General features: G+C 60.5%; 17 protein-coding genes and 1 tRNA gene. 5 read left to right on the top strand and 13 right to left on the bottom strand.

All coding sequences use genetic code 11. The annotated features are described in order from the left end of the window. Positions 1 to 419: 419 nt before the first annotated feature. The 3 genes from E5720_RS18860 to E5720_RS22310 all read right to left on the bottom strand — a co-directional run bounded on the left by E5720_RS18860 (position 420) and on the right by E5720_RS22310 (position 4,159). Positions 420 to 2,909: a S8 family peptidase gene (locus E5720_RS18860; RefSeq protein ID WP_247596049.1), complete on the bottom strand. Its 2,490-nt coding sequence runs from the start codon at positions 2,907 to 2,909 to the stop codon at positions 420 to 422. 93 nt (positions 2,910 to 3,002) lie between these two features. Beyond that, positions 3,003 to 3,980: an ATP-binding protein gene (locus E5720_RS18855; protein WP_136171898.1), complete on the bottom strand. Its 978-nt coding sequence runs from the start codon at positions 3,978 to 3,980 to the stop codon at positions 3,003 to 3,005. 47 nt (positions 3,981 to 4,027) lie between these two features. Next, on the bottom strand, positions 4,028 to 4,159 hold the full coding sequence (locus tag E5720_RS22310; RefSeq protein WP_281727907.1) for a hypothetical protein: 132 nt from the start codon (positions 4,157 to 4,159) through the stop codon (positions 4,028 to 4,030). A gap of 86 nt (positions 4,160 to 4,245) precedes the next feature. On the opposite strand from E5720_RS22310, the gene E5720_RS18850 reads away from it, so the two are divergent. Beyond that, positions 4,246 to 5,432 (top strand): IS3 family transposase gene (locus E5720_RS18850; protein WP_136172499.1). Its coding sequence is split into 2 segments (ribosomal slippage): positions 4,246 to 4,513 and positions 4,513 to 5,432, totalling 1,188 coding nucleotides; the frame shifts between segments, so codons are not numbered across the junction. Positions 5,433 to 7,246: 1,814 nt separating this feature from the next. Here E5720_RS18850 and E5720_RS18840 read toward each other — a convergent pair. The 3 genes from E5720_RS18840 to E5720_RS21770 form a co-directional block, all read right to left on the bottom strand. Next, a complete protein-coding gene (locus tag E5720_RS18840) occupies positions 7,247 to 7,555 on the bottom strand; it encodes a hypothetical protein (protein WP_136171897.1) in 309 nt (102 codons plus the stop codon). Positions 7,556 to 7,614: 59 nt separating this feature from the next. Next, positions 7,615 to 8,801 (bottom strand): IS3 family transposase gene (locus tag E5720_RS18835; protein ID WP_136172499.1). Its coding sequence is split into 2 segments (ribosomal slippage): positions 7,615 to 8,534 and positions 8,534 to 8,801, totalling 1,188 coding nucleotides; the frame shifts between segments, so codons are not numbered across the junction. Positions 8,802 to 8,868: 67 nt separating this feature from the next. Continuing rightward, positions 8,869 to 9,033, bottom strand: coding sequence for a hypothetical protein (locus tag E5720_RS21770; RefSeq protein ID WP_168708385.1), 165 nt, complete (start codon positions 9,031 to 9,033; stop codon positions 8,869 to 8,871). 311 nt (positions 9,034 to 9,344) lie between these two features. Between E5720_RS21770 and E5720_RS18830 the strand changes: the two genes are divergently transcribed. From E5720_RS18830 to E5720_RS21765, 3 genes are all read left to right on the top strand, one after another. Continuing rightward, positions 9,345 to 10,454 (top strand): hypothetical protein, encoded by a 1,110-nt coding sequence (locus E5720_RS18830; RefSeq protein ID WP_136171896.1) that lies wholly within the window; start codon positions 9,345 to 9,347, stop codon positions 10,452 to 10,454. Further along, complete coding sequence (locus E5720_RS18825) at positions 10,451 to 11,467, top strand: hypothetical protein (RefSeq protein WP_136171895.1); 1,017 nt, start codon at positions 10,451 to 10,453, stop codon at positions 11,465 to 11,467. The genes E5720_RS18830 and E5720_RS18825 overlap by 4 nt, the downstream gene beginning before the upstream one ends. Before the next feature lie 64 nt (positions 11,468 to 11,531). Next, positions 11,532 to 11,747 (top strand): hypothetical protein, encoded by a 216-nt coding sequence (locus E5720_RS21765; protein WP_168708384.1) that lies wholly within the window; start codon positions 11,532 to 11,534, stop codon positions 11,745 to 11,747. Positions 11,748 to 12,807: 1,060 nt separating this feature from the next. On the opposite strand, the gene E5720_RS18820 is transcribed toward E5720_RS21765, so the two are convergent. The 4 genes from E5720_RS18820 to E5720_RS18805 all read right to left on the bottom strand — a co-directional run bounded on the left by E5720_RS18820 (position 12,808) and on the right by E5720_RS18805 (position 14,574). Next, the gene (locus E5720_RS18820) at positions 12,808 to 13,548 is read right to left on the bottom strand and encodes an SMI1/KNR4 family protein (RefSeq protein WP_136171894.1); all 741 of its coding nucleotides are present in this window, start codon (positions 13,546 to 13,548) and stop codon (positions 12,808 to 12,810) included. 298 nt (positions 13,549 to 13,846) lie between these two features. After that, complete coding sequence (locus E5720_RS18815; RefSeq protein ID WP_136171893.1) at positions 13,847 to 14,155, bottom strand: hypothetical protein; 309 nt, start codon at positions 14,153 to 14,155, stop codon at positions 13,847 to 13,849. Continuing rightward, positions 14,156 to 14,302 carry a helix-turn-helix transcriptional regulator gene (locus E5720_RS21865; RefSeq protein WP_136171892.1) on the bottom strand — a complete coding sequence of 49 codons (147 nt, stop codon included), beginning with the start codon at positions 14,300 to 14,302 and terminating at the stop codon, positions 14,156 to 14,158. It abuts the gene before it with no gap. A gap of 199 nt (positions 14,303 to 14,501) precedes the next feature. Beyond that, positions 14,502 to 14,574 (bottom strand) — tRNA-Asn (locus tag E5720_RS18805). Positions 14,575 to 14,763: 189 nt separating this feature from the next. Here E5720_RS18805 and E5720_RS18800 point away from each other — a divergent pair. Beyond that, the gene (locus E5720_RS18800) at positions 14,764 to 15,012 is read left to right on the top strand and encodes a hypothetical protein (protein WP_136171891.1); all 249 of its coding nucleotides are present in this window, start codon (positions 14,764 to 14,766) and stop codon (positions 15,010 to 15,012) included. Here E5720_RS18800 and dnaG read toward each other — a convergent pair whose 3' ends face one another. Genes dnaG through E5720_RS18785 form a run of 3 tightly spaced genes read right to left on the bottom strand, consistent with a single transcriptional unit; the run spans position 15,013 to position 18,992 of the window. Continuing rightward, positions 15,013 to 16,944, bottom strand: coding sequence for a DNA primase (gene dnaG / locus E5720_RS18795; protein WP_136171890.1), 1,932 nt, complete (start codon positions 16,942 to 16,944; stop codon positions 15,013 to 15,015). A 42-nt stretch (positions 16,945 to 16,986) separates the two neighbouring features. Continuing rightward, complete coding sequence (locus E5720_RS18790) at positions 16,987 to 18,264, bottom strand: deoxyguanosinetriphosphate triphosphohydrolase (RefSeq protein ID WP_136172815.1); 1,278 nt, start codon at positions 18,262 to 18,264, stop codon at positions 16,987 to 16,989. Continuing rightward, positions 18,261 to 18,992 (bottom strand): YdcF family protein, encoded by a 732-nt coding sequence (locus E5720_RS18785; RefSeq protein ID WP_136172814.1) that lies wholly within the window; start codon positions 18,990 to 18,992, stop codon positions 18,261 to 18,263. Before E5720_RS18785 ends, E5720_RS18790 begins: the two co-directional genes overlap by 4 nt. Between the last annotated feature and the right edge of the window lie 36 nt (positions 18,993 to 19,028).

The following is a 19,028-nucleotide window of genomic DNA, read 5'->3' as shown; positions in this document are numbered from 1 at the left end:
AAGACCCCCTGACCCGCACGTGCGTGCAGGTCAGAGGGCCTATTGCGCTCCCCCGGCTGGACTCGAACCAGCAACCGTCCGATTAACAGCCACATGAGAGCTATTCCGGCAGGTTCACACGGATCCAGCCCAGAGCCCCTGACCAGCACTGACCGTTCAGGACGTACCATCCGAATCCATGCTCGTACGTACCCACTTGTGACAACTGTGTGACAACCGTTCGGGGTCATCGGTCGGCGCCCGGGCCGACCGATGACAGTTTCCGCACCGTCAAGATGCATTGACTGGAGCCGTCTCATTTGGTGTCAGCCACCGCACCGCCAGGTCAAATTGACGCGGCGGTCAGAGTAGGTCACGGCTTGGGCTATTCTGTAGTTGTATCCGCAAGACAGTTTGCCGCTCCGATTACGAAAAGGCCGTCAGGTCTGGATTTCGATTGGAACGCCAATCATTTGGGCGACAGGTGTCCAGATGTCAACATCTTGTCCTGGTGTTTCTATAGAAACTACGACTGAATAACGTGCGCCGTCTGAGCTCCGATCACGACCGGGATTTTCCTTCCACCAGCCGGTTACCGGATACACCGCGATCGCACCTCGTTGGGCTAGGTCGGCTGCGCTTCCGGTCCAGATGTCACTGTGCAGCGACCCTGGCGCCTGCTGCTGTCGAGTTCCGAAGAACCATTCTCCTGTGTCATCTGCAGACGCAGGGCGCAGTTCGTCTTCCGCGAGTGCCTTTTGGTTGATGCGCTTCTCAAAGTCGGAGGTGCTCTCGGTTGCTCGTCGAATATCGAACCGCAAGCCGTGTGACGCGTAGCTGTACCGACGCCTCCAACCGCGGCGGGCCGGATTAGGCTCAATAAAGTACGACAAGGTCACTCGAAGACGAACAGGTGCATCACCCAGGTCCGCGAGTATGTCGGACGGCCAAGGTAGGGCGTGATAATGAATTTCACGCATCTTGCCGTCAAGAAACGGGTGTATCACATCTTCCGCTACTAGCGTGAGTGCGTCCGTGGCACTGCGCGTGGCGCGGCCCAGGTCAGGGACCCCCATCCCGTACTGCCGCAACAATGCAGTTCGCGCGGTCTTTTTGTTGTCGGCTGCAAATTGCGCGTTCATTGCAGGGGTCCATTCAGCAGAGTGAACCAACAGCGCCCTGATGGTTTCGGGCCAGAGTGAAGGGTACGCCGCAGTGATAGATGCAGCGAGTGACGCCGCTTGCGCTGTTGCCGCGCTGGTTGCGTGTGTAGTAGTGAAAGAACGGCTACTAAAGGACGGCGGAATTACCGCCTTCGTTGTAAGAAGTTGAAGGTTTGGCGGACTGTCGAAGTCAGTCCCGTCGGGTGACCGAGCGATGTTGCCACCTTCCAGGACAACCTCGGGTTTTTGGGGCCATTGCCTACTGAACGCGGCAGAGGTGCGGCTTAATGGGGATAGTTCACCGCGAGGCGCAACAGGGGTCCAATCATTGAAGCCCGGAGGGGCGCCTGTCATGGTGTCGTACTGCGTGTACGCGCCAACAGTCAGTACATTCCACGCCTGCGCCGGGTCCTCCACCGGCTCCAGGACACTTCGTGTCAAGTGGTCGTCCTGCCACTTCTCTCGTGGAACATTTCCAGCGGACACGCAGAACAACCTTGGCGTTGGTTCATCAGTTTGCTGCAGAAAAATGAGGTCCCCGTCTTCGTTGAGAACCCTGCGGCCGACCGCGAGCGCATCAAGAGTGGTGGACCACGACGTCGGCTGTCCGTAGACGGTCGATGTCTCACCCGGGGTGGGAGTGGTGTTCCAGCGTGCTGTTACGGCCAGCGAATACACGCGGTGCCCATCCGGCGCTTCTATCTCGACATAATTGACAGCTTCAGCAGTGACCGCCCCATAAAGTTCCGGGTCGTTGTTGCCTGGTGGTGGTGGAAGTATTTTCGCAGACTCCAGCCGGTGGGTGAGTCGCACGGGCCCCTTACTTGCTACCGCGTCGCCAACATCGCCAAGCAGCGCTAGACCAGCCATTTCTGTTCCATGTCCCTGATCATCGTGGGCGGGCCAAGTTGGATCTGCAACCTGGCAGTCGGTTTGGTCGATGGATCCTCGGAGCAGGGGGTGTTCCCAGTAGACCCCGCTATCGACGATGCACACTGTCGGGGATCCAATTTCCGCGGGTTCCAGTCGGCCGACTAGGTCGTCCACCCACTGCTGCTGCTCAATACCGTCGCCGTCTGCGAGAAATTGAGTTGGATTGTGAGGCAGGCGAAGTTCGGCCAGATCGTCGAGTACGTCGACCGCAGAACCGATCTGTTCGACGGTTCCACGCAAGAGCACTACCGTTCGATCACCAAAACCCAGCGTCTGTCGGCCTACCTGTAGGTTCGCCGCCTCGGCGAACGTGCGTAACCGATCGACTTCGCCGCCGTCCCGTCGCCGTAGCCACACTTCCCACCATGTTGTTTGACCGACAGTCGGAAACTGTTCCGGAGGGTCGGTCCAAAGACTCTCGACCGAGGCCGACTTAATCGCTTGAATGCGGTCGACAAAGTTGCTGCTTCGAGGCTTCTTCTTGTCAACTGTTTCGAGGTATGCGGTGATGCGATCAATAAAATATTTCATCGTCCCCGTTGGAACGAATACAGTAGCGCTTTCAATGATTTCATCATCGTTCGTCGCGATGTCACGAACGGCCCGCAATTCCGGATGCGTTTTTCCTTGTCGGGGATCGAGTGTATTCAATGCGAGGTCTATACCGGGAAAACTTTCGAAAACCACGTAATTACCTTCAATCGCCCCATCTACAGGTGCGCTCAGGTTCTGACGGCGCTCCGCCGCATCAATTGCAGACCGCTCCAGCTCGTTGCGGAGTTTTGATCCGTGAAAGGTCCGGTCTGCTGGCCCATGAATGGGGGTGTTCGACATTGTGCGCGGCGGCGGCTTGTAAGAGGCCGACCGAGTCACTGAGACAAATAAGTGTGGCCTATCCCGCGCCGCCATATTATCCTTTGTTTTAGATCAAGCCAGGTGGGAACGACGATCGTGAAGCGCAGCTCGGAGACTCGATGTGGTGACTTGTTTAGCTCCAGACAGTATTACTTCCTTAGCAGCCAGGTCGCAAGCGATGGATATTTCGCCGTGACTCAAACCCTCCGCCTCAACAGCTACCTTCGACCATTCGAGGCGACCAACCGGAATTGTCGCAAGGCGGTTCTGAATCACCTTACGAAGCAGTTCCAGCGTCGGCAGCGGGTAGTCGATTACAGTGTCGAACCGACGGAAGACCGCTCGGTCGAGTAGTTGCGGGTGATTTGTTGCTGCCACGACAAGGCTGTCGGATCCGTCTAGTTCAAGGAACTGCAGGAAAGAATTAAGCACTCGCCGTATTTCACCGACGTCGTTCGATGAGGCACGCTCACCCGCGAGTGCGTCGATCTCGTCGAATAAGTAGACCCCACGTGTTTCGGAAAGTGCATTAAAAATCAATCTAAGTTTCGCCGCGGTCTCTCCCATAAATTTGGTGATTAACCCGTCGAGCCGAACCTGGAACAGAGGCAAGCGCAACTCCCCAGCGAGAACATGAGCCGACATCGTCTTTCCTGTTCCGGGTGGTCCAGTTAGCAATAAACGCCGGAGGGGTAAGTATCCGTGCGAACGAAGGCGGTCCCCCTGGCGTTGCTCAAGTAGGACACGTTCCAAACGTGCAGAAACTGGCCGTTCAAGGACGAGGTCAGCGAGGACCGACTGGGGATAGGAGACGGTAAGCAGTTGAGCAAGCTCACCGCGTGGTTGCGCGACTGATACCACTGGGGTGACTCGTGGACCACTGTCGCGTACCCGTAGGTCATCCACCAGGTCGCGCAAATCTTGTGCGAATCGGTTCTGTCCATTGCGTGCAGCACCCGCCGCGACTTGCAATGCTACCGAGTAAAATCGCTTGTTGTCCCCCTCAGCGTGGCTTTTCACCAGCGCTTTGACCTGATCGGCAGTTGCCACTTCGTCACCTCCCTCCACAAGTTCGTTACTTGAGCAGCATAGTCACGTCAGTTGGTATCAATGCCCGCTAGAGCCCCGCCGCGTAGGTACGGCGAGTCCTCGGCCTGTGATGACTCGACCGCTTTGACGATCCGCTTGCCGACGGCCGTGGGAATCTCCGGTACCGCAGCGGTCGACACTGCGCCATCGGCGAGGTGATCGGCCCAGGGATTTCGGACAGTGGACCCGCTTAGAATAGGGATCTACTGAAATGAGCCAGTCCAGCATGAGCAGATCGCGTCGATCGTTCAGTCCCGAGTTCAAGGACGAACTGTGCCGAGAGGTCATCGACTCCTCCAAGCCGATCAGCGAAGTCGCCAAGGCCTACAACGTCGGTGACGACAGTCTGCGCCGGTGGCTGGTGAAGTATCGGGACACTCACGGCGGCGGCCCGGACACCGAACTCACCCTCACCGAACGAGCCCGCCTCGCCCAACTCGAACGGGAGAATCGAGAACTTCGAGCCGAGGCAGCCTTCCTGAAAAAAGCAGCCTCGTACTTTGCACGGGAGCCACGGTAGTGGCGAAGTACGAGTTCATCGATTCCTATGTCGCGGACGACTCCGCGGTAGTACCGATCACCGACCGCTGCCGCTGGCTCGCGGTCTCCACCTCCGGGTTCTACCACTGGAAAAGCCGGCCGCAATCAGCAACCGCGATCCGCAGAGATACTCTGGCACAACGTATTCGGGTGTTCTTCGGGCTCTCGCACGGCACGTACGGATACCGCCGCATCCACGCAGATCTGCGAGCAGCCGAGATTGAATGCTCCCCGGAACTGGTCCGATCGATCATGCGCGACGAGGACCTCGCGCCGTGCCAGCCGCGGCCGTTCCGGGTCACTACCGACTCCGACCCGAACAGCGAGCCGGTCGTGCCGGATCTGCTCGTGCGCGACTTCTCCGCTGATCGCCCAGGAGCGAAGTTCGTCGGCGACATCACCTACATCCACACCTGGCAGGGGTTCGTATATCTCGCGACGGTCATCGACTGCTACTCCCGCAAAGTCGTGGGCTGGTCGATCGCAGACCATATGCGTACCGAACTGGTGGCGGCGGCGTTGACGAATGCGGCATCGACGACCCTGATCGAGTCGGGAGCGATTTTTCACTCCGATCGCGGCAGTGTCTACGCATCGCGGGCCTACCGGGCTTTGGTGAGCTCGCTGGGGATGCGGTCGTCCATAGGGCGGACCGGGGTGTGTTGGGACAACAGTATGGCGGAAAGTTTCTTCGCGGCCCTCAAGAACGAGTGCGTCTACCGAACGATCTATCCCACGAAAGACAAAGCGCGACAAGATGTCATCAGATATATCGAAGGGTTCTACAATCCACGACGCCGGCATTCGGCAATCGGGTACCGATCCCCGAACGACGTCCACTACAGTTATCGGCAGCCCGCGATCGCGGCCTGAGAATAGTCATCTCCATTGTCCGAAATCCTCGCGGCAGATCAAGGGTCACCTGACAGGTTTGATCGGCCTGGTCGAAAGTCCACATCGGCAACCTAGCGGAGTTCACTGACACGTTTGCGGGACAATCCGTGCTGAACTGGCTTTTCGACGTTAGTCGATGCGGAAAATGCAATTTACGTTGCCTTCGGCAAACACCAAAAGTTGTGCTCAGTTAGCGCCCCTGCTCCGCACCAAGACGAAGGTGTCGAACAGGTTCATTGGCGCCCGAATCCGTTGGTGGACTTCGACCGTCCGACTAGTTGGAGTTGCACTCCGAACGTCGGTGGTTCCATGCACACTCACCGACGCACCAGTAGCCACCAAGACCTCGTGACAACTTGTGACAATCCGTGACAAACGAGACCTAGAAACAAAAAAGGCCCTCCAACCCAACGGACGAATCCGCAGGTCAGAGGGCCTATTAGCGCTCCCCCGGCTGGACTCGAACCAGCAACCGTCCGATTAACAGCCACATGAGCGTCATCTCCATGCATCCAAATGGAGCCACCTCAGTGCCCTTGAGCAGCAGCAATTGTTCAGGCGGTACTACCCGAATCCACGCCCGTTCGTACCCACTTGTGACAACTGCGTGACACCTGAGTCAAAGCCGAAAGGCCCGGCGGACTGCCCTGCACACGCGCTGGGACGGAGCGCAACCCTCGGATTGGCAATCGTCACATGCGAATCGAAAGCGGTGATTGTTTGAGTCCTGCCATCCAATCAAGGGCACCTCGATCATCGGCGAATCTGGTCGACGCGCCGACCTGCTCGGAACTTGGTCGATACTCGAATCAAGGCTGTCCCACCTTCGACGAGAGCGCTTAGCTTCGAAGGAAACGCGGTGTGGACGCGGCTGACCAACAAAAGCAGAGGCTCCGACGTCCTCTATGCCTCTGCTTTCATGCGCCTAAGATGACCGTCCACGATGTGTTCCCGCTCGCGCGCTGGCACATGCCTTATTTGGTAGTCGAAGAATCTGCGCATCATTCTGAAAGAGTGAGCATCGGATGCCTCACGTTGGTGACTCGGCAAGTATGTGGGCTCGCCGAGCACGTCGGTAACGAACGTCTCGAACGCGACGGCCAAAGCGACTTCGCCCAGACCGGACAGCCGCCATTTCGCAAGGACGCTGGCGGCAGAGTGACCCCGGTGTTCGACCAAGCCAGACGCGCCAGCGGCGTGATCGCGGTGAGGATCTTCGGCGAAGTTGATCCGCTCGTAGCGCTCCTTCCTCGACTCCCGCCGCGCCGTACGACCCGCCGCCGAGTACCGCGAACCCACCGACCAGGAATGGCACGACTTCCAACAGCACTTCGAGATGCGCAAGCTCGAACTAGGAACCTGTGGCCGCCCCTACGGGACGCCGTGCCAGCATGAGCACGCGTCCATTCGGTGCCCGAGCCTACGAATCGATCCAGGCGCTCGGACACGACTGGTCGACATTGTGGCCAATCTTCGTGCTCATATAGATGAGGCGCGGGCCAATGGGTGGACCGGTGAGGCCGAAGGACTGCGGATCAGTCTCTATGCAGCCGCTGCGAAGCTGGCCAGCCTGGATCGAATGCAGCAGCGCAGCTCGAAGCCCAACACGGGCATCGCGGAACTTGGCATGCCGGTCATCAAGAATGAAATTCGGGGAGACGCAGTTGAGCGATAACGGTTGTCAGTCTGCGACTGGCACAATGCAGTAGTCGAATCGTTCAGCGTCACCGCCCCAGGACTGAATTAGAGTCCACTGTCCGATATTTCAACGGGTTGGAGAAGCTTCAGCGTTTTCAACTAGCCGCTTTCAACAAGCCAATTTCGGCGACACTCCGATCGGTGCGGGGGTCGCGCCAGATCGCGGCACCGGCACGAGCGACTGGCAACAGCAGCCGCTTCTCCTCGATCGGCCATTGAACGAACGGTGGGTACCCGGCAAGTTCGGTCTGTACGGCGTCGGCGACAACGACGGTTGCCTCCTCGAGGAGCTGATCGATGTGCAGCCCGCCCAAGGAAAAGGACTTTTGCAGTTCGACACCGGAATTCTTCAGTTTCGGGCGCGAATCCGAAGCGAAGCTGAGGTGGCACCACCCGTCTTCCATCAGCGAGATGGTCCATACTGATCTGCCGCGAGGATTTCGGACAATGGAGATGACTATTCTCAGGCCGCGATCGCGGGCTGCCGATAACTGTAGTGGACGTCGTTCGGGGATCGGTACCCGATTGCCGAATGCCGGCGTCGTGGATTGTAGAACCCTTCGATATATCTGATGACATCTTGTCGCGCTTTGTCTTTCGTGGGATAGATCGTTCGGTAGACGCACTCGTTCTTGAGGGCCGCGAAGAAACTTTCCGCCATACTGTTGTCCCAACACACCCCGGTCCGCCCTATGGACGACCGCATCCCCAGCGAGCTCACCAAAGCCCGGTAGGCCCGCGATGCGTAGACACTGCCGCGATCGGAGTGAAAAATCGCTCCCGACTCGATCAGGGTCGTCGATGCCGCATTCGTCAACGCCGCCGCCACCAGTTCGGTACGCATATGGTCTGCGATCGACCAGCCCACGACTTTGCGGGAGTAGCAGTCGATGACCGTCGCGAGATATACGAACCCCTGCCAGGTGTGGATGTAGGTGATGTCGCCGACGAACTTCGCTCCTGGGCGATCAGCGGAGAAGTCGCGCACGAGCAGATCCGGCACGACCGGCTCGCTGTTCGGGTCGGAGTCGGTAGTGACCCGGAACGGCCGCGGCTGGCACGGCGCGAGGTCCTCGTCGCGCATGATCGATCGGACCAGTTCCGGGGAGCATTCAATCTCGGCTGCTCGCAGATCTGCGTGGATGCGGCGGTATCCGTACGTGCCGTGCGAGAGCCCGAAGAACACCCGAATACGTTGTGCCAGAGTATCTCTGCGGATCGCGGTTGCTGATTGCGGCCGGCTTTTCCAGTGGTAGAACCCGGAGGTGGAGACCGCGAGCCAGCGGCAGCGGTCGGTGATCGGTACTACCGCGGAGTCGTCCGCGACATAGGAATCGATGAACTCGTACTTCGCCACTACCGTGGCTCCCGTGCAAAGTACGAGGCTGCTTTTTTCAGGAAGGCTGCCTCGGCTCGAAGTTCTCGATTCTCCCGTTCGAGTTGGGCGAGGCGGGCTCGTTCGGTGAGGGTGAGTTCGGTGTCCGGGCCGCCGCCGTGAGTGTCCCGATACTTCACCAGCCACCGGCGCAGACTGTCGTCACCGACGTTGTAGGCCTTGGCGACTTCGCTGATCGGCTTGGAGGAGTCGATGACCTCTCGGCACAGTTCGTCCTTGAACTCGGGACTGAACGATCGACGCGATCTGCTCATGCTGGACTGGCTCATTTCAGTAGATCCCTATTCTAAGCGGGTCCACTGTCCGAAATCCCTGGGCCGATCATACCGCACCGTCGAGGTCCACATCTGGGCCATGCCTGCGATAGTGCAAATCGCGCCCGACTGCAGCGCATGCGTCGACAAGGTGCGTCGGCGCACCGTTCCCGGATGCGGGGACCAGCGGAAGATCCCACTCCTCCACGTACTCGTAGATCGGCCAGTGCATAGCTCGAGCATCCCACGCGGCATAACTGTCCCGAGAGAACATCTTTGTGCACTTGGGCCGAGGTGTCGTACCATCGGCGTTATGACTTTGCCGAAAGGCGCATGACCGCCCGCTCGCATGAACGTCGGCTCCTTCGCCCGCGTTATTTAGAGTTCGCCGCTGGCCGCCTATGGCTGCTCGATGAGACCCAACCTTTGGCAGCACTTCTGGACTGCGCAACTGGTTGTCTCGACCGGGTGGTGTCCTGGCCGCAGATACTCTCTTCCACTTCATCCGACCTCACCGTTGCCTCTGACGAGGATGGACTTTGGGTGCAGTACCGAGGTACCGAGACGCTGGCCCGCATCACTGTCGACGGTGTTCATCATGCCGAATATCTCGAAGGCACCCATCTCCTGACGGCAGGTTCATCCGGTGCGTGGTGCTTCCGACCAACACAGGTACGCGAAGACATCGCGCCCACCGCCGACACATCCCCTCGGCGTCAGGTAAACCCTGAGCCTCCGCTCGTTCTGGCAGACCCGAGCGGGGGAATCACGACAGTCGACATGGACGGGGTTCTCGCGGCGGCCGACTTCGACGACGACAGCGTGCATCTCGGCGTCGAGCACGATCCATGGACGCGGACCTACCGCGACTCACCTGCACCCGCGGGATACGTTCTGCAGCGCACCAAGTCGTGGATCTACCTACCGCTGGATGCAGCACCAAATCGGGTTCGTCTCGACGACCACCCCAGATCGAACGCGGCCGGGTCCTGGCACACCAGCGAGTACGCCGACGTCACCTACAACGAACGACACCGCCGCAAACGCGCAGTTGCGGAGGGCATCCGGTGGCATTGGGGAATGACCGACAAGCGGAGCAACGTTCTTCTGGTCCGGGCATACAGAGACAACTCGAGGATGCCCGAACTGGAACTGCGATTGCCCGGCGTGCACGTGGCAGCAGGTGCCGCGCACGGTGATCAGCTGTGGCTCCTCGCGCACTACGCAGGGAGCGGTAAGGCAACACGCGCGCTCATGCAGCTGACGGCCGGACAGATCGAACCTCGAATCCTGACCGCCACCGACGACCTCGACGTCTCCAGCTGGTGTCGACCGGTTGCTCCCGAGCCACCGGATCATGCGTCGTACATCCGATACTGCGTACGCAAGCTGCATGGCCGCCGGTTTTCGCCACTCATGCACGATGTCCAGGCCGAGTTCGTCGGTGACTGGCCGTACGGGCGACTGCACGTGAGATTCAAGCACGACGACTACAAGGAGTTGATCTTGGTGGCGCGACTGCGTCTGTACGACGAGCAGGGACAGCGACTGGACGACGTGACCCGCTACGTCCCGACGGAGCTGATGGAACAGGCGGACACTCGCGCGTATCCGGATCGATCGCACGCAGTCAACGGGGTGCTGTACGTATGACACATTGGGTAGAAGTACTGCTGAAGGTCGTAGATGGTCCGACGTCGCCGGTCATCGGCATTGTGCGGGCCGCCCACGTCGAGACCGGGTCTCGGGTCATCTACGACGCGCATCACGGCGTCGCCCCGTCGCACGTGGGCTTCGGGCTCGGCGAGGTTCGACTTCTCCGCGATGGCCGCAAGACACGCATCGAGTCGCTCGCTGGAGAACCGCGGTTCCTCTCCGACGGTGAGGCCTGCTGGGTCTTCGACGCGCAGCACGATGAACCCATCGAATCAGACCTGCTGAACACACGTGTGCACAACCCTGGCCGGGAACTCATCGTCTCTCGCCCGGTGGAACATTGGGTGCGCCCTGGTTACAGCCGGCCGACCCGCGCAATAGAGTCAACATTGTTTCTCGGTCGACCCTGCTGGTCGATCGAACTCGAGACCGGGCGTGGTAGTCAGCCTGAAGTGTTGACGGTCGACATCGAGACCGGAGCAATCCTGAAGCAGGACAGCGCACAAGGTACTGCGGAATACAGTCGTTGCGCCTTCCCAACGCAAGCGTTGCCGGACTCGACATTCACATGGAGCGGACCGGTCAGAGCGCCGCTGGACGTCCAAGCCGAGAACACCGCCCGGTGGGTCGAGCGCTCGCAGCGTGACATGGAGTGGTTTCGCGAAACTGTCAGCGCTCGGCGAATGCAAGCCAACGTTCTGGTCGATTTCACTCCGACAGAGGTCCGGCGAGATGCGCGGCACCCGGACAGTTTCGAGGCGGAGTTCGAGAAGGGCTCCGGACGATTGTGGCGACGGCGACGGTCCGACGAGGATTGGTTGCTTCCAAGGAACTGGACGCGGCACTATCCGACACCAATCCGGGGATGGTCGACGCGGGACTTCGATTGGGCATGCGCTACCGGCCTCGGCGCAGACAGTTTGACCGATGAGACGTTGATAGAACTGCAGGCCATGCTGCATCCCGGACAGCCGGTAACCGGTGTGCCGCCGCTGCCGCGGGCGTCCTGAATGTAGAGCCGGCGGCTCGGGACGTGCCGCATGGGAATCCGCTTTCATTCCATGCCCATTCGGAATGAGCGACACAATCGCGGTATGGCTCATCGGTTCGCATGTGTACAGCACCTGCATGACGTTCACAGTCGAGGCGAGTGTGACTGCTACAGAACGATTTCTCGATCTGTACGGCTTCGGCAAAAGTCAACCGACACACACTTGGCAAATGTTGATCGACTTCGAAAACCCTGACGGTATCCGAGCAACCAACCTTCCGGTAAGCGAAATGAGTTGAGCGGGAACGGGAGAGGCGAAATCGGACTGCACAGCAAGGTCGGCCTCATTCTGTCCCCAGTCCCCCCAGCCGGGCCACTCGAGGTGTACTTCTCCTGGCCGCATTTCGGCATCAAGGAAACGCGACACACCCTCGACGGCAACCAGTACGCGTCTGCAACCGAGCGTATGGTGACCTTGTGGGATGACATCGAACCCTCATCGAGTCAAACAGACATCAACGCTCGGAAAGTATCCGAGATCGAAAGTCCTGCTGATAGTTGGTTCGAGCTGCAGAAGCCCCCCGCCGCCGAACCAGAACTCTCCGCAACGGATCAACTTTACCCACGTCCCAATAGATAAGTCACCAGAGTAGTCCGGACAGCGAACTAGTACCGCAATACAATGCTCCACCACCGGGGAGCCAAACAGGACTCCATCAATGCGCGCGCGACATCACCCACCCGCGCTTGGTCAGAATAAGCGCTACGAGCCACCCCAGCAAGGCGCAGAGAAGCGGCACGCCAACAACGAACAACAGCGGATTCTCGCTGAAGCTCACTCCCGCAGAGCTAGTGCTCTCGCCCGCAAACGCGTAGTCCGACCTCGATGTGGAATCGGAAAAAATGGCGAGCAGAACAGTCGATACCAATCCCAGCACAAGCCCAAAAACAGCCAGCAACACTTTGAGGCTCCGCATCAACACAGCTCCGTTCGATCATGACAGTGTCAGCCCGGCCGTCGTGACCGGTTCGCATCAAAGTCTGCATGGAACGACCCACGACAGTTCAGGCGAGGTCGTCCAACAACAAGTATTCGAAGGGTGCGGTACTCGCTGCGGGTGCGCTTCACGGGTTCATTCGTGCAAATGCAGTATGCGAAACTTGCGGTGCCCCATGGTCACGCGGGCTACGGAGGATGGCGAACTTCGTTGAGACTATCCCTAGTTGCCCGCAAACCCTCTGTACTGGCAGCAAGCTACATTGCATCCGCTTCGAGCAATCCTCACTCGACCGGCGGATCTGCAGTATTCGAACGGGCGGTATTCGTGTCGAAGAGGACTCGATACGGGCTGAACGGACTCAGCGACCGAGGAGACGACGACGTGCCTCGTTCTTGATCTTCTCGTCGTCAGGACTGGGTATGTAACTGCTGGATGCGGGTTTTGCTGATGCCGTGCTTCTGCCGTCGTCGATGAGATGCCATTTCAGGACACCGTCGTCGGCCGAGGGAATAAAATTACGGATGGGCGACCCCGTTGTCAGTGCGTCGGCGTGGATTTCGAGCATCTCGGCGACGTTGGACCATACGGGGCCACGATTGTCGGCGTCAGAATGTGCGTACCCGGTGACGCAGCCAGATCGAGGTCCGGGCCTGGTGTCGACGAAGTACATGTAGCCATCGCGGCTTGCGAACGGAATGAACGAGGACAGAAACCAACCCGCGACCGATCCCGCGTCTTGGCGTTCGTACTCGCGAATAAATTCGGCACCTTGTTCGGGACTGACGACCGGATCGCTCGCCAGCAGTTCTTGGGTGACTGCCCGCATCCTCAGTCGAGTTTCGAGAACCTCGTCGAGATCGATTAGATCGTGCATGGGGAAGATACTTCCGGCGTACGCCCCTGTCTCGGGGTCGTCGCGCTGCATACCGTTGTTAAGCAGATAGAACTCACGAAGTTCACCTGTCCAATTCACTCCGGTGGCCTCGATGGCGGCGTCGACCACCTCAGGTGCGCTACCGGGGCGAAGTGCTCGTGCAGTAGCCGGGGTGTTTGCTTCACACCAGTCGACGATGCGTTTCCACTGCGTTTCGACGGTCATGTCGTGTCACCTTACGGGCGTCGCTCGCGGCTGCCCGAGGCGCGAGGGGATCGTCGGCGAGGCGGCGAACGGTCTGATTGCCAGGGCTACGTTGCGGCCGATTCGAATAACGCTCACCCGGACCGGTGGATATGCAGTATTCGAAACGTGAGCCATTAAACGCACATTGTCTGCCCATCTTCGCATTCGATGAGGGTGCTTAAATAGCGCTGCCGATCGCGGTTATCGCGGTTATCGCGGTTATCGCGGAGGAGCTGAAGACTTCGTCGAGCCTGCGACCGAATATGACTGCGCCTCATTAGTCCGGAGAGGACCACACATCGACAAGCAGCACACCATCGATGTACCGCAGCACGTCCTCCGGCCCACCCTCGCGCAACACGATCTCGTACACCCGAGCACGCTCGACACAGTCCGACAACCGAAACTTCTGCCCCGGATCGGACCAATTCAACTCCGATGGCAACACCACCGTCGCCAACGCGTCCCAAACCGGCAACCGCGGCAACGACGTCGGCACCCGAAACACCCGACCACGAGCACCCGCAACCTCTATGAACTCGGTCCGAGGAACAGCCTCGACACCGAAGCCCGCCACCCCCAACAATCACTCGACAGTCTCCAAAGACGGTGACTTGCGGCCGTTCTCGTACGCAGACAACGTCGGACGCGAAGTATGCGCCCGCAGCGCAAGCTCACTTTGCGTCAAACCAGCAGCACGACGCGCACGCTCGATCAGACCATGGCCAGCCATCAGAGGCTCATCGAAAAGTGAGTTACGAACGAGTTGTGACAACTCGTGACACATCCGTCAGCATCGAAGACAGATCCCAGGTCACGGCCGTCACGCGAACCGACATGGACACTGACCGTCCGACTTCGCCAACACGTGCTCCAACACAAAAAAGACCCCCTGACCCGCACGTGCGTGCAGGTCAGAGGGCCTATCAGCGCTCCCCCGGCTGGACTCGAACCAGCAACCGTCCGATTAACAGTCGGAAGCTCTGCCAATTGAGCTACAGGGGATTACTTCGTGGCGTCACACTCTCGTGTGCGCCGAGAGAAACCATAGCGCACACCCCCATGGGAGTACCAAATCGCCCTGGTGGAGCCGAGTCAGGCAGGATGGTGGGACGCGCGTAGAGGTAGGCGGAGTGGCGCCTACCTCGATGACCGCCAAACACTGATGACCAGCAACACTGTGGGAGGACTTTGATGATCCGTTTGGTTCTGGCTGCTGGAGCGGCGTACGTACTCGGAGCCAAGGCTGGTCGTGGTCGCTACGAGCAGATCCGTAAGACAGCTGCGGCTGTCGCCGGGAGTCCAGCTACGAGGAAGGTTCTCGATGTGAGCAGGCAGAAGCTGTCGGACTCGTTGAGTACGCAGCCGAAGCTCGAGCCCATGAAGACGATCGACGACGAGTCGCAGCTGTACATTCCGCAGGATCAGCTCCGCAGGAAGTAGCTAGCCGGCGGCTGAATCGTCCTCCACGTTGCCGATGGCCTGCTCGAGCAGGCTTCGCCGGTACTGTTCGAGGGCGATGACATCGCCGAGCAGTGCGTAGTACTCGTCCGGGTTGTCCTGCGGTGACATGCGCTGCATCTTGGATTTGAGTTCGGCGACCTGCTCACCGACCCACACTTCCTGCAAGCGCGCCATCACACCGTTGGTGTAGCGGGTCAGCGCGATGTCGGCGACGGGTATGTGTTCGACGGCCAACTCCATGACGAGTGACTGAATGACAGGTCCCTCGGCGCGTTTGGCGACGGCATCGACCCATTCTCCTCCGCCGAGCCCCGCAGCGGTGCCGCCCGCGGCTGTGACGGCCGCACTGACGGCCGCGTAGGCGGGATGTGTGAATGTCTCCGGGGGCAACGAATCGAACACGGAGCCGGCGATCGACGGGTTCTGCAACGCCGACTTGAGGGCTTCGCGCTGCGGCCACAGCGCGGGATCTCGCGGTTGTGGTCGCGGTGGGCCGGCCGGTGTTTCCGGCTTCGGCTCCTGACGCTTCTCGAACGGCACACGCTTGCTGTTGGCGTCTCCGCCGCCCCGAGCGATCCTCTTGGCTTCGTCGCGCACTCTGGCGAGCACCATTGCGGTGTCGTCCCAGCCGGTCCACCCCGCGAGCTGGCGGGCGTACTCGTCACGCAACGAGCCGTCCTTGATGCGGGCAACGACGGGAACCGTCCGCTTCAAAGCTTCGACGCGGCCCTCGGGGGTATCCAGATCATGTTCGCTCAGCAGCGATTTGACGACGAACGCAAACATCGGTGTCCGACGCGCCACCAGATCGCGCACTGCAGGATCGCCGGACTTCTGGCGCAACTCGCAGGGATCCATCCCGTCGGGGGCGATGGCGACGAAGGTTTGCCCGGCGATCTTCTGATCACCCTCGAATGCCTTCATCGCGGCTGCTTTTCCTGCCGCGTCGCCGTCGAAGGTGTAGATGACCTCACCGCGAAAGTAGCTGTCGTCCATCATGAGTCGACGCAGCATCGCCAGGTGGTCTTCACCGAATGCAGTGCCGCACGACGCGACGGCGGTCTTGACGCCGGCCAGGTGCATTGCCATGACGTCGGTGTAGCCCTCGACGATGACGGCCTGGTGCGACTTGGCGATGTCTTTGCGTGCCATGTCCAGACCGAACAGCACCTGAGACTTCTTGTACAGCATGGTTTCCGGGGTGTTGATGTATTTGCCGGGCATGGTGTCGTCGTCGAAGAGTTTTCGTGCGCCGAAGCCGATGACGTCGCCGCTCTGACTGCGGATCGGCCACACCAGGCGGCGGCGGAATCGGTCGATCGGGGTGCCGCGCTTGCCTGGCGTGGCCAAGCCGGCGTCGATGATTTCTTTGGCCTCGAAACCTTTGCTCAGCAGATGCTTCGTGAGGGTGTCCCACCCGTCGGGCGCGTATCCACACCCATAGGTGAGTGCGGCTTGCCCGTCGAAGTCGCGTTCGGTGAGGTAGTCCTGCGCCGCCTGCGCGTCGGGCTCGCGGAGCCGTGCAGCGTAGAACTCCTGCGCGGCAGCGTTGGCCGCGATCAGCCGTGCGCGTGTGCCGCGATCCCGCTGAACCGACGGCCCGCCACCTTCGTAGGTGATGGAGTAGTTCAGCCGGTCTGCGAGCTGCTCGACGGCTTCCACGAAGGAAATGTGCTCGATCTTCTGCAGGAACGAGTAGGCGTCGCCGCCTTCGCCGCAGCCGAAGCAGTGATAGTGCCCATGGTTGGGGCGCACGTGGAACGACGGTGACTTCTCGTCGTGGAACGGGCACAGCCCCTTCATGGAATCGCCGCCCGCGCGCTTGAGCGAGACGTAGTCACCGACCACGTCCTCGATTCGAGTGCGTTCGCGGATGGCGGCTATGTCTCGTTCAGGAATTCGGCCGGCCACACCGGGCAGTCTAGTACCGCGAACCGGCGGCGAAGAATCAGATCAGCCCCAACTGGCCTGAGCGCCGAGGCTGCGCTTGTCGATCCGCTCGAGCCGACTTTCGGTGTACGACGCAATTTGATCGACGACGACTCGGGTGCGCTGCGCGTCGTCTTGGGCGCGGTTCCATGCCGGCACGAGAATCGGGTCCAACTCCCCCGGCGCCGAGCGCAACAACCATTGCGCGACGCGGTGGATTCGTTCCCGCTGCCGTTCCTGACGGAGCTTGTGGCCGGCATTGGACATCACGTACCGCAACGCCATCGTCTTCAGGAGCGCTACCTCCGAGGCGACGACGGCCGGAATAACCAGATCGGCGTCGTATCTCGACAGTGAACCGGTGCCCCACTTCTCGCGGGTGCCGTTGATCGCGGCGGTCGCGAATCGACCGACCAGTTCGCTCGTGAGGTGCTTGAGCTTCACCGACGCTTCGAGTGTCCCGTCGAACCGACCGGCCGTCACGACGACCGGCATGCGTGAGAGTCGCTCGGCAGCCTCGATCAGCTCGGCTGCGTCGAGACCACGAAATTCCCTGATGCCGAGCTCGGCCAATGCGCGCTGTTCGGAACGATCGCCGAGTGCCCTGAGGTCGATTCTGGCGCCGATCACACCGTCTTCGACATCGTGGACCGAGTACGCGACGTCGTCGGCCCAGTCCATCGACTGGGCCTCCAGGCACTTGCGCCGGTTCGGTGTCCCCTCGCGAACCCAATCGAGGATCCTGCCGTCGTCCTCGTACGCGCCGAACTTTGCTCCGGGCGAGGGCCGCAGCCACGGATATTTGATCGCCGCATCGAGAGATGCGCGAGTGAGATTGAGGCCGACGCTGGTGCCGTCGGCGTCGAGGGTCTTCGGTTCCAGACCGGTAAGGATTCGTAGGTTCTGCGCATTGCCCTCGAACCCGCCGCAGTTCTCGGCGACCTCGTCGAGCGCTCTCTCCCCGTTGTGCCCGTACGGCGGGTGACCGATGTCGTGTGCGAGCCCCGCCAGGTCCACCAGGTCCGGATCGGCGCCGAGTCCTTCGGCGATGCTGCGCCCGATCTGCGCCACCTCGAGCGAATGCGTCAATCGAGTACGCGGGGTATCTCCATCACGCGGGCCGGTGACCTGAGTTTTGTCGGCCAACCTCCGCAGCGCGGCGCTGTGCAGTACGCGTGCTCGGTCGCGCGCGAACGCGCTGCGGTGGGCTGCATTCTCCTGACCACCGTCGAGCCCCGCCGTCTTACGCGGTTCCACGACGAACCGTTCGAGGTCGTGATCGGTGTAGCCACTCACCGCTATTGCCCTGCCGTGTAGGAGAAGTCGGCGGTGAAGTGGGTGAGCTGATACCACAGCAGTGCGCCGGTCTCGCGAGCAATTCCATGGGCCTGCGATTCCCTGGTGTACACCGCAGGGCCCGTCCTCGTCGGCGAGGTCCATGCGTCGAGGCCGGCATCCCTGGCCATCGTGCGAGTGCGCAACGAATGCCACGGGTCACTGACCAGCACCACGGACGATCTTCCCTGCTCGCGGAGAGTATCGCTGACCGCCTCGATGCTTTCGAGAGTGTCCGAACCCTCCTCGACAGCAGTGATCTTGTCCGCGGGTACACCTTGCTCGATCAGATAGTTGCGCCCCGACGCGGCCTCGGTGAACAGGTCACCTTCCTGCTTGCCGCCGACGGTGACGATCTCGGGTGCCACACCCTGTTGGTACAGGGAGGCGGCCTGATCGAGGCGTGCCTCGAACACAGTCGACGGAGTACCCGAATACTGGGCCGCACCGAGAACCACGATCGCCTCGGCCGGGGAATTGTCGTCGATCCGCGCCACTTGCCAGACTCGAACGGCCGTGCCGCCGACGACGAGGAGACCCATCAGCACGACGCCCAGGATGAGCCGCGTCGTCCACCGGCCGAGCGTGCCGAGAAATCCGAGCCGATCCGGGTCGGATGGGCGCTGATCCAACGGTCGACCGTACGAATCCCCGTCGGGTTCGCCGTACGGATTGCGGTCGAGAGTCGAGTTCACTCCTCGAGTTTGCCAGTCGCGCGCGATCGCGGTCGT

The organism is Rhodococcus sp. PAMC28707, from assembly GCF_004795915.1.
Taxonomy (GTDB): Bacteria; Actinomycetota; Actinomycetes; order Mycobacteriales; family Mycobacteriaceae; genus Rhodococcoides.
This window is presented reverse-complemented; position numbering and strand designations above follow the sequence as displayed.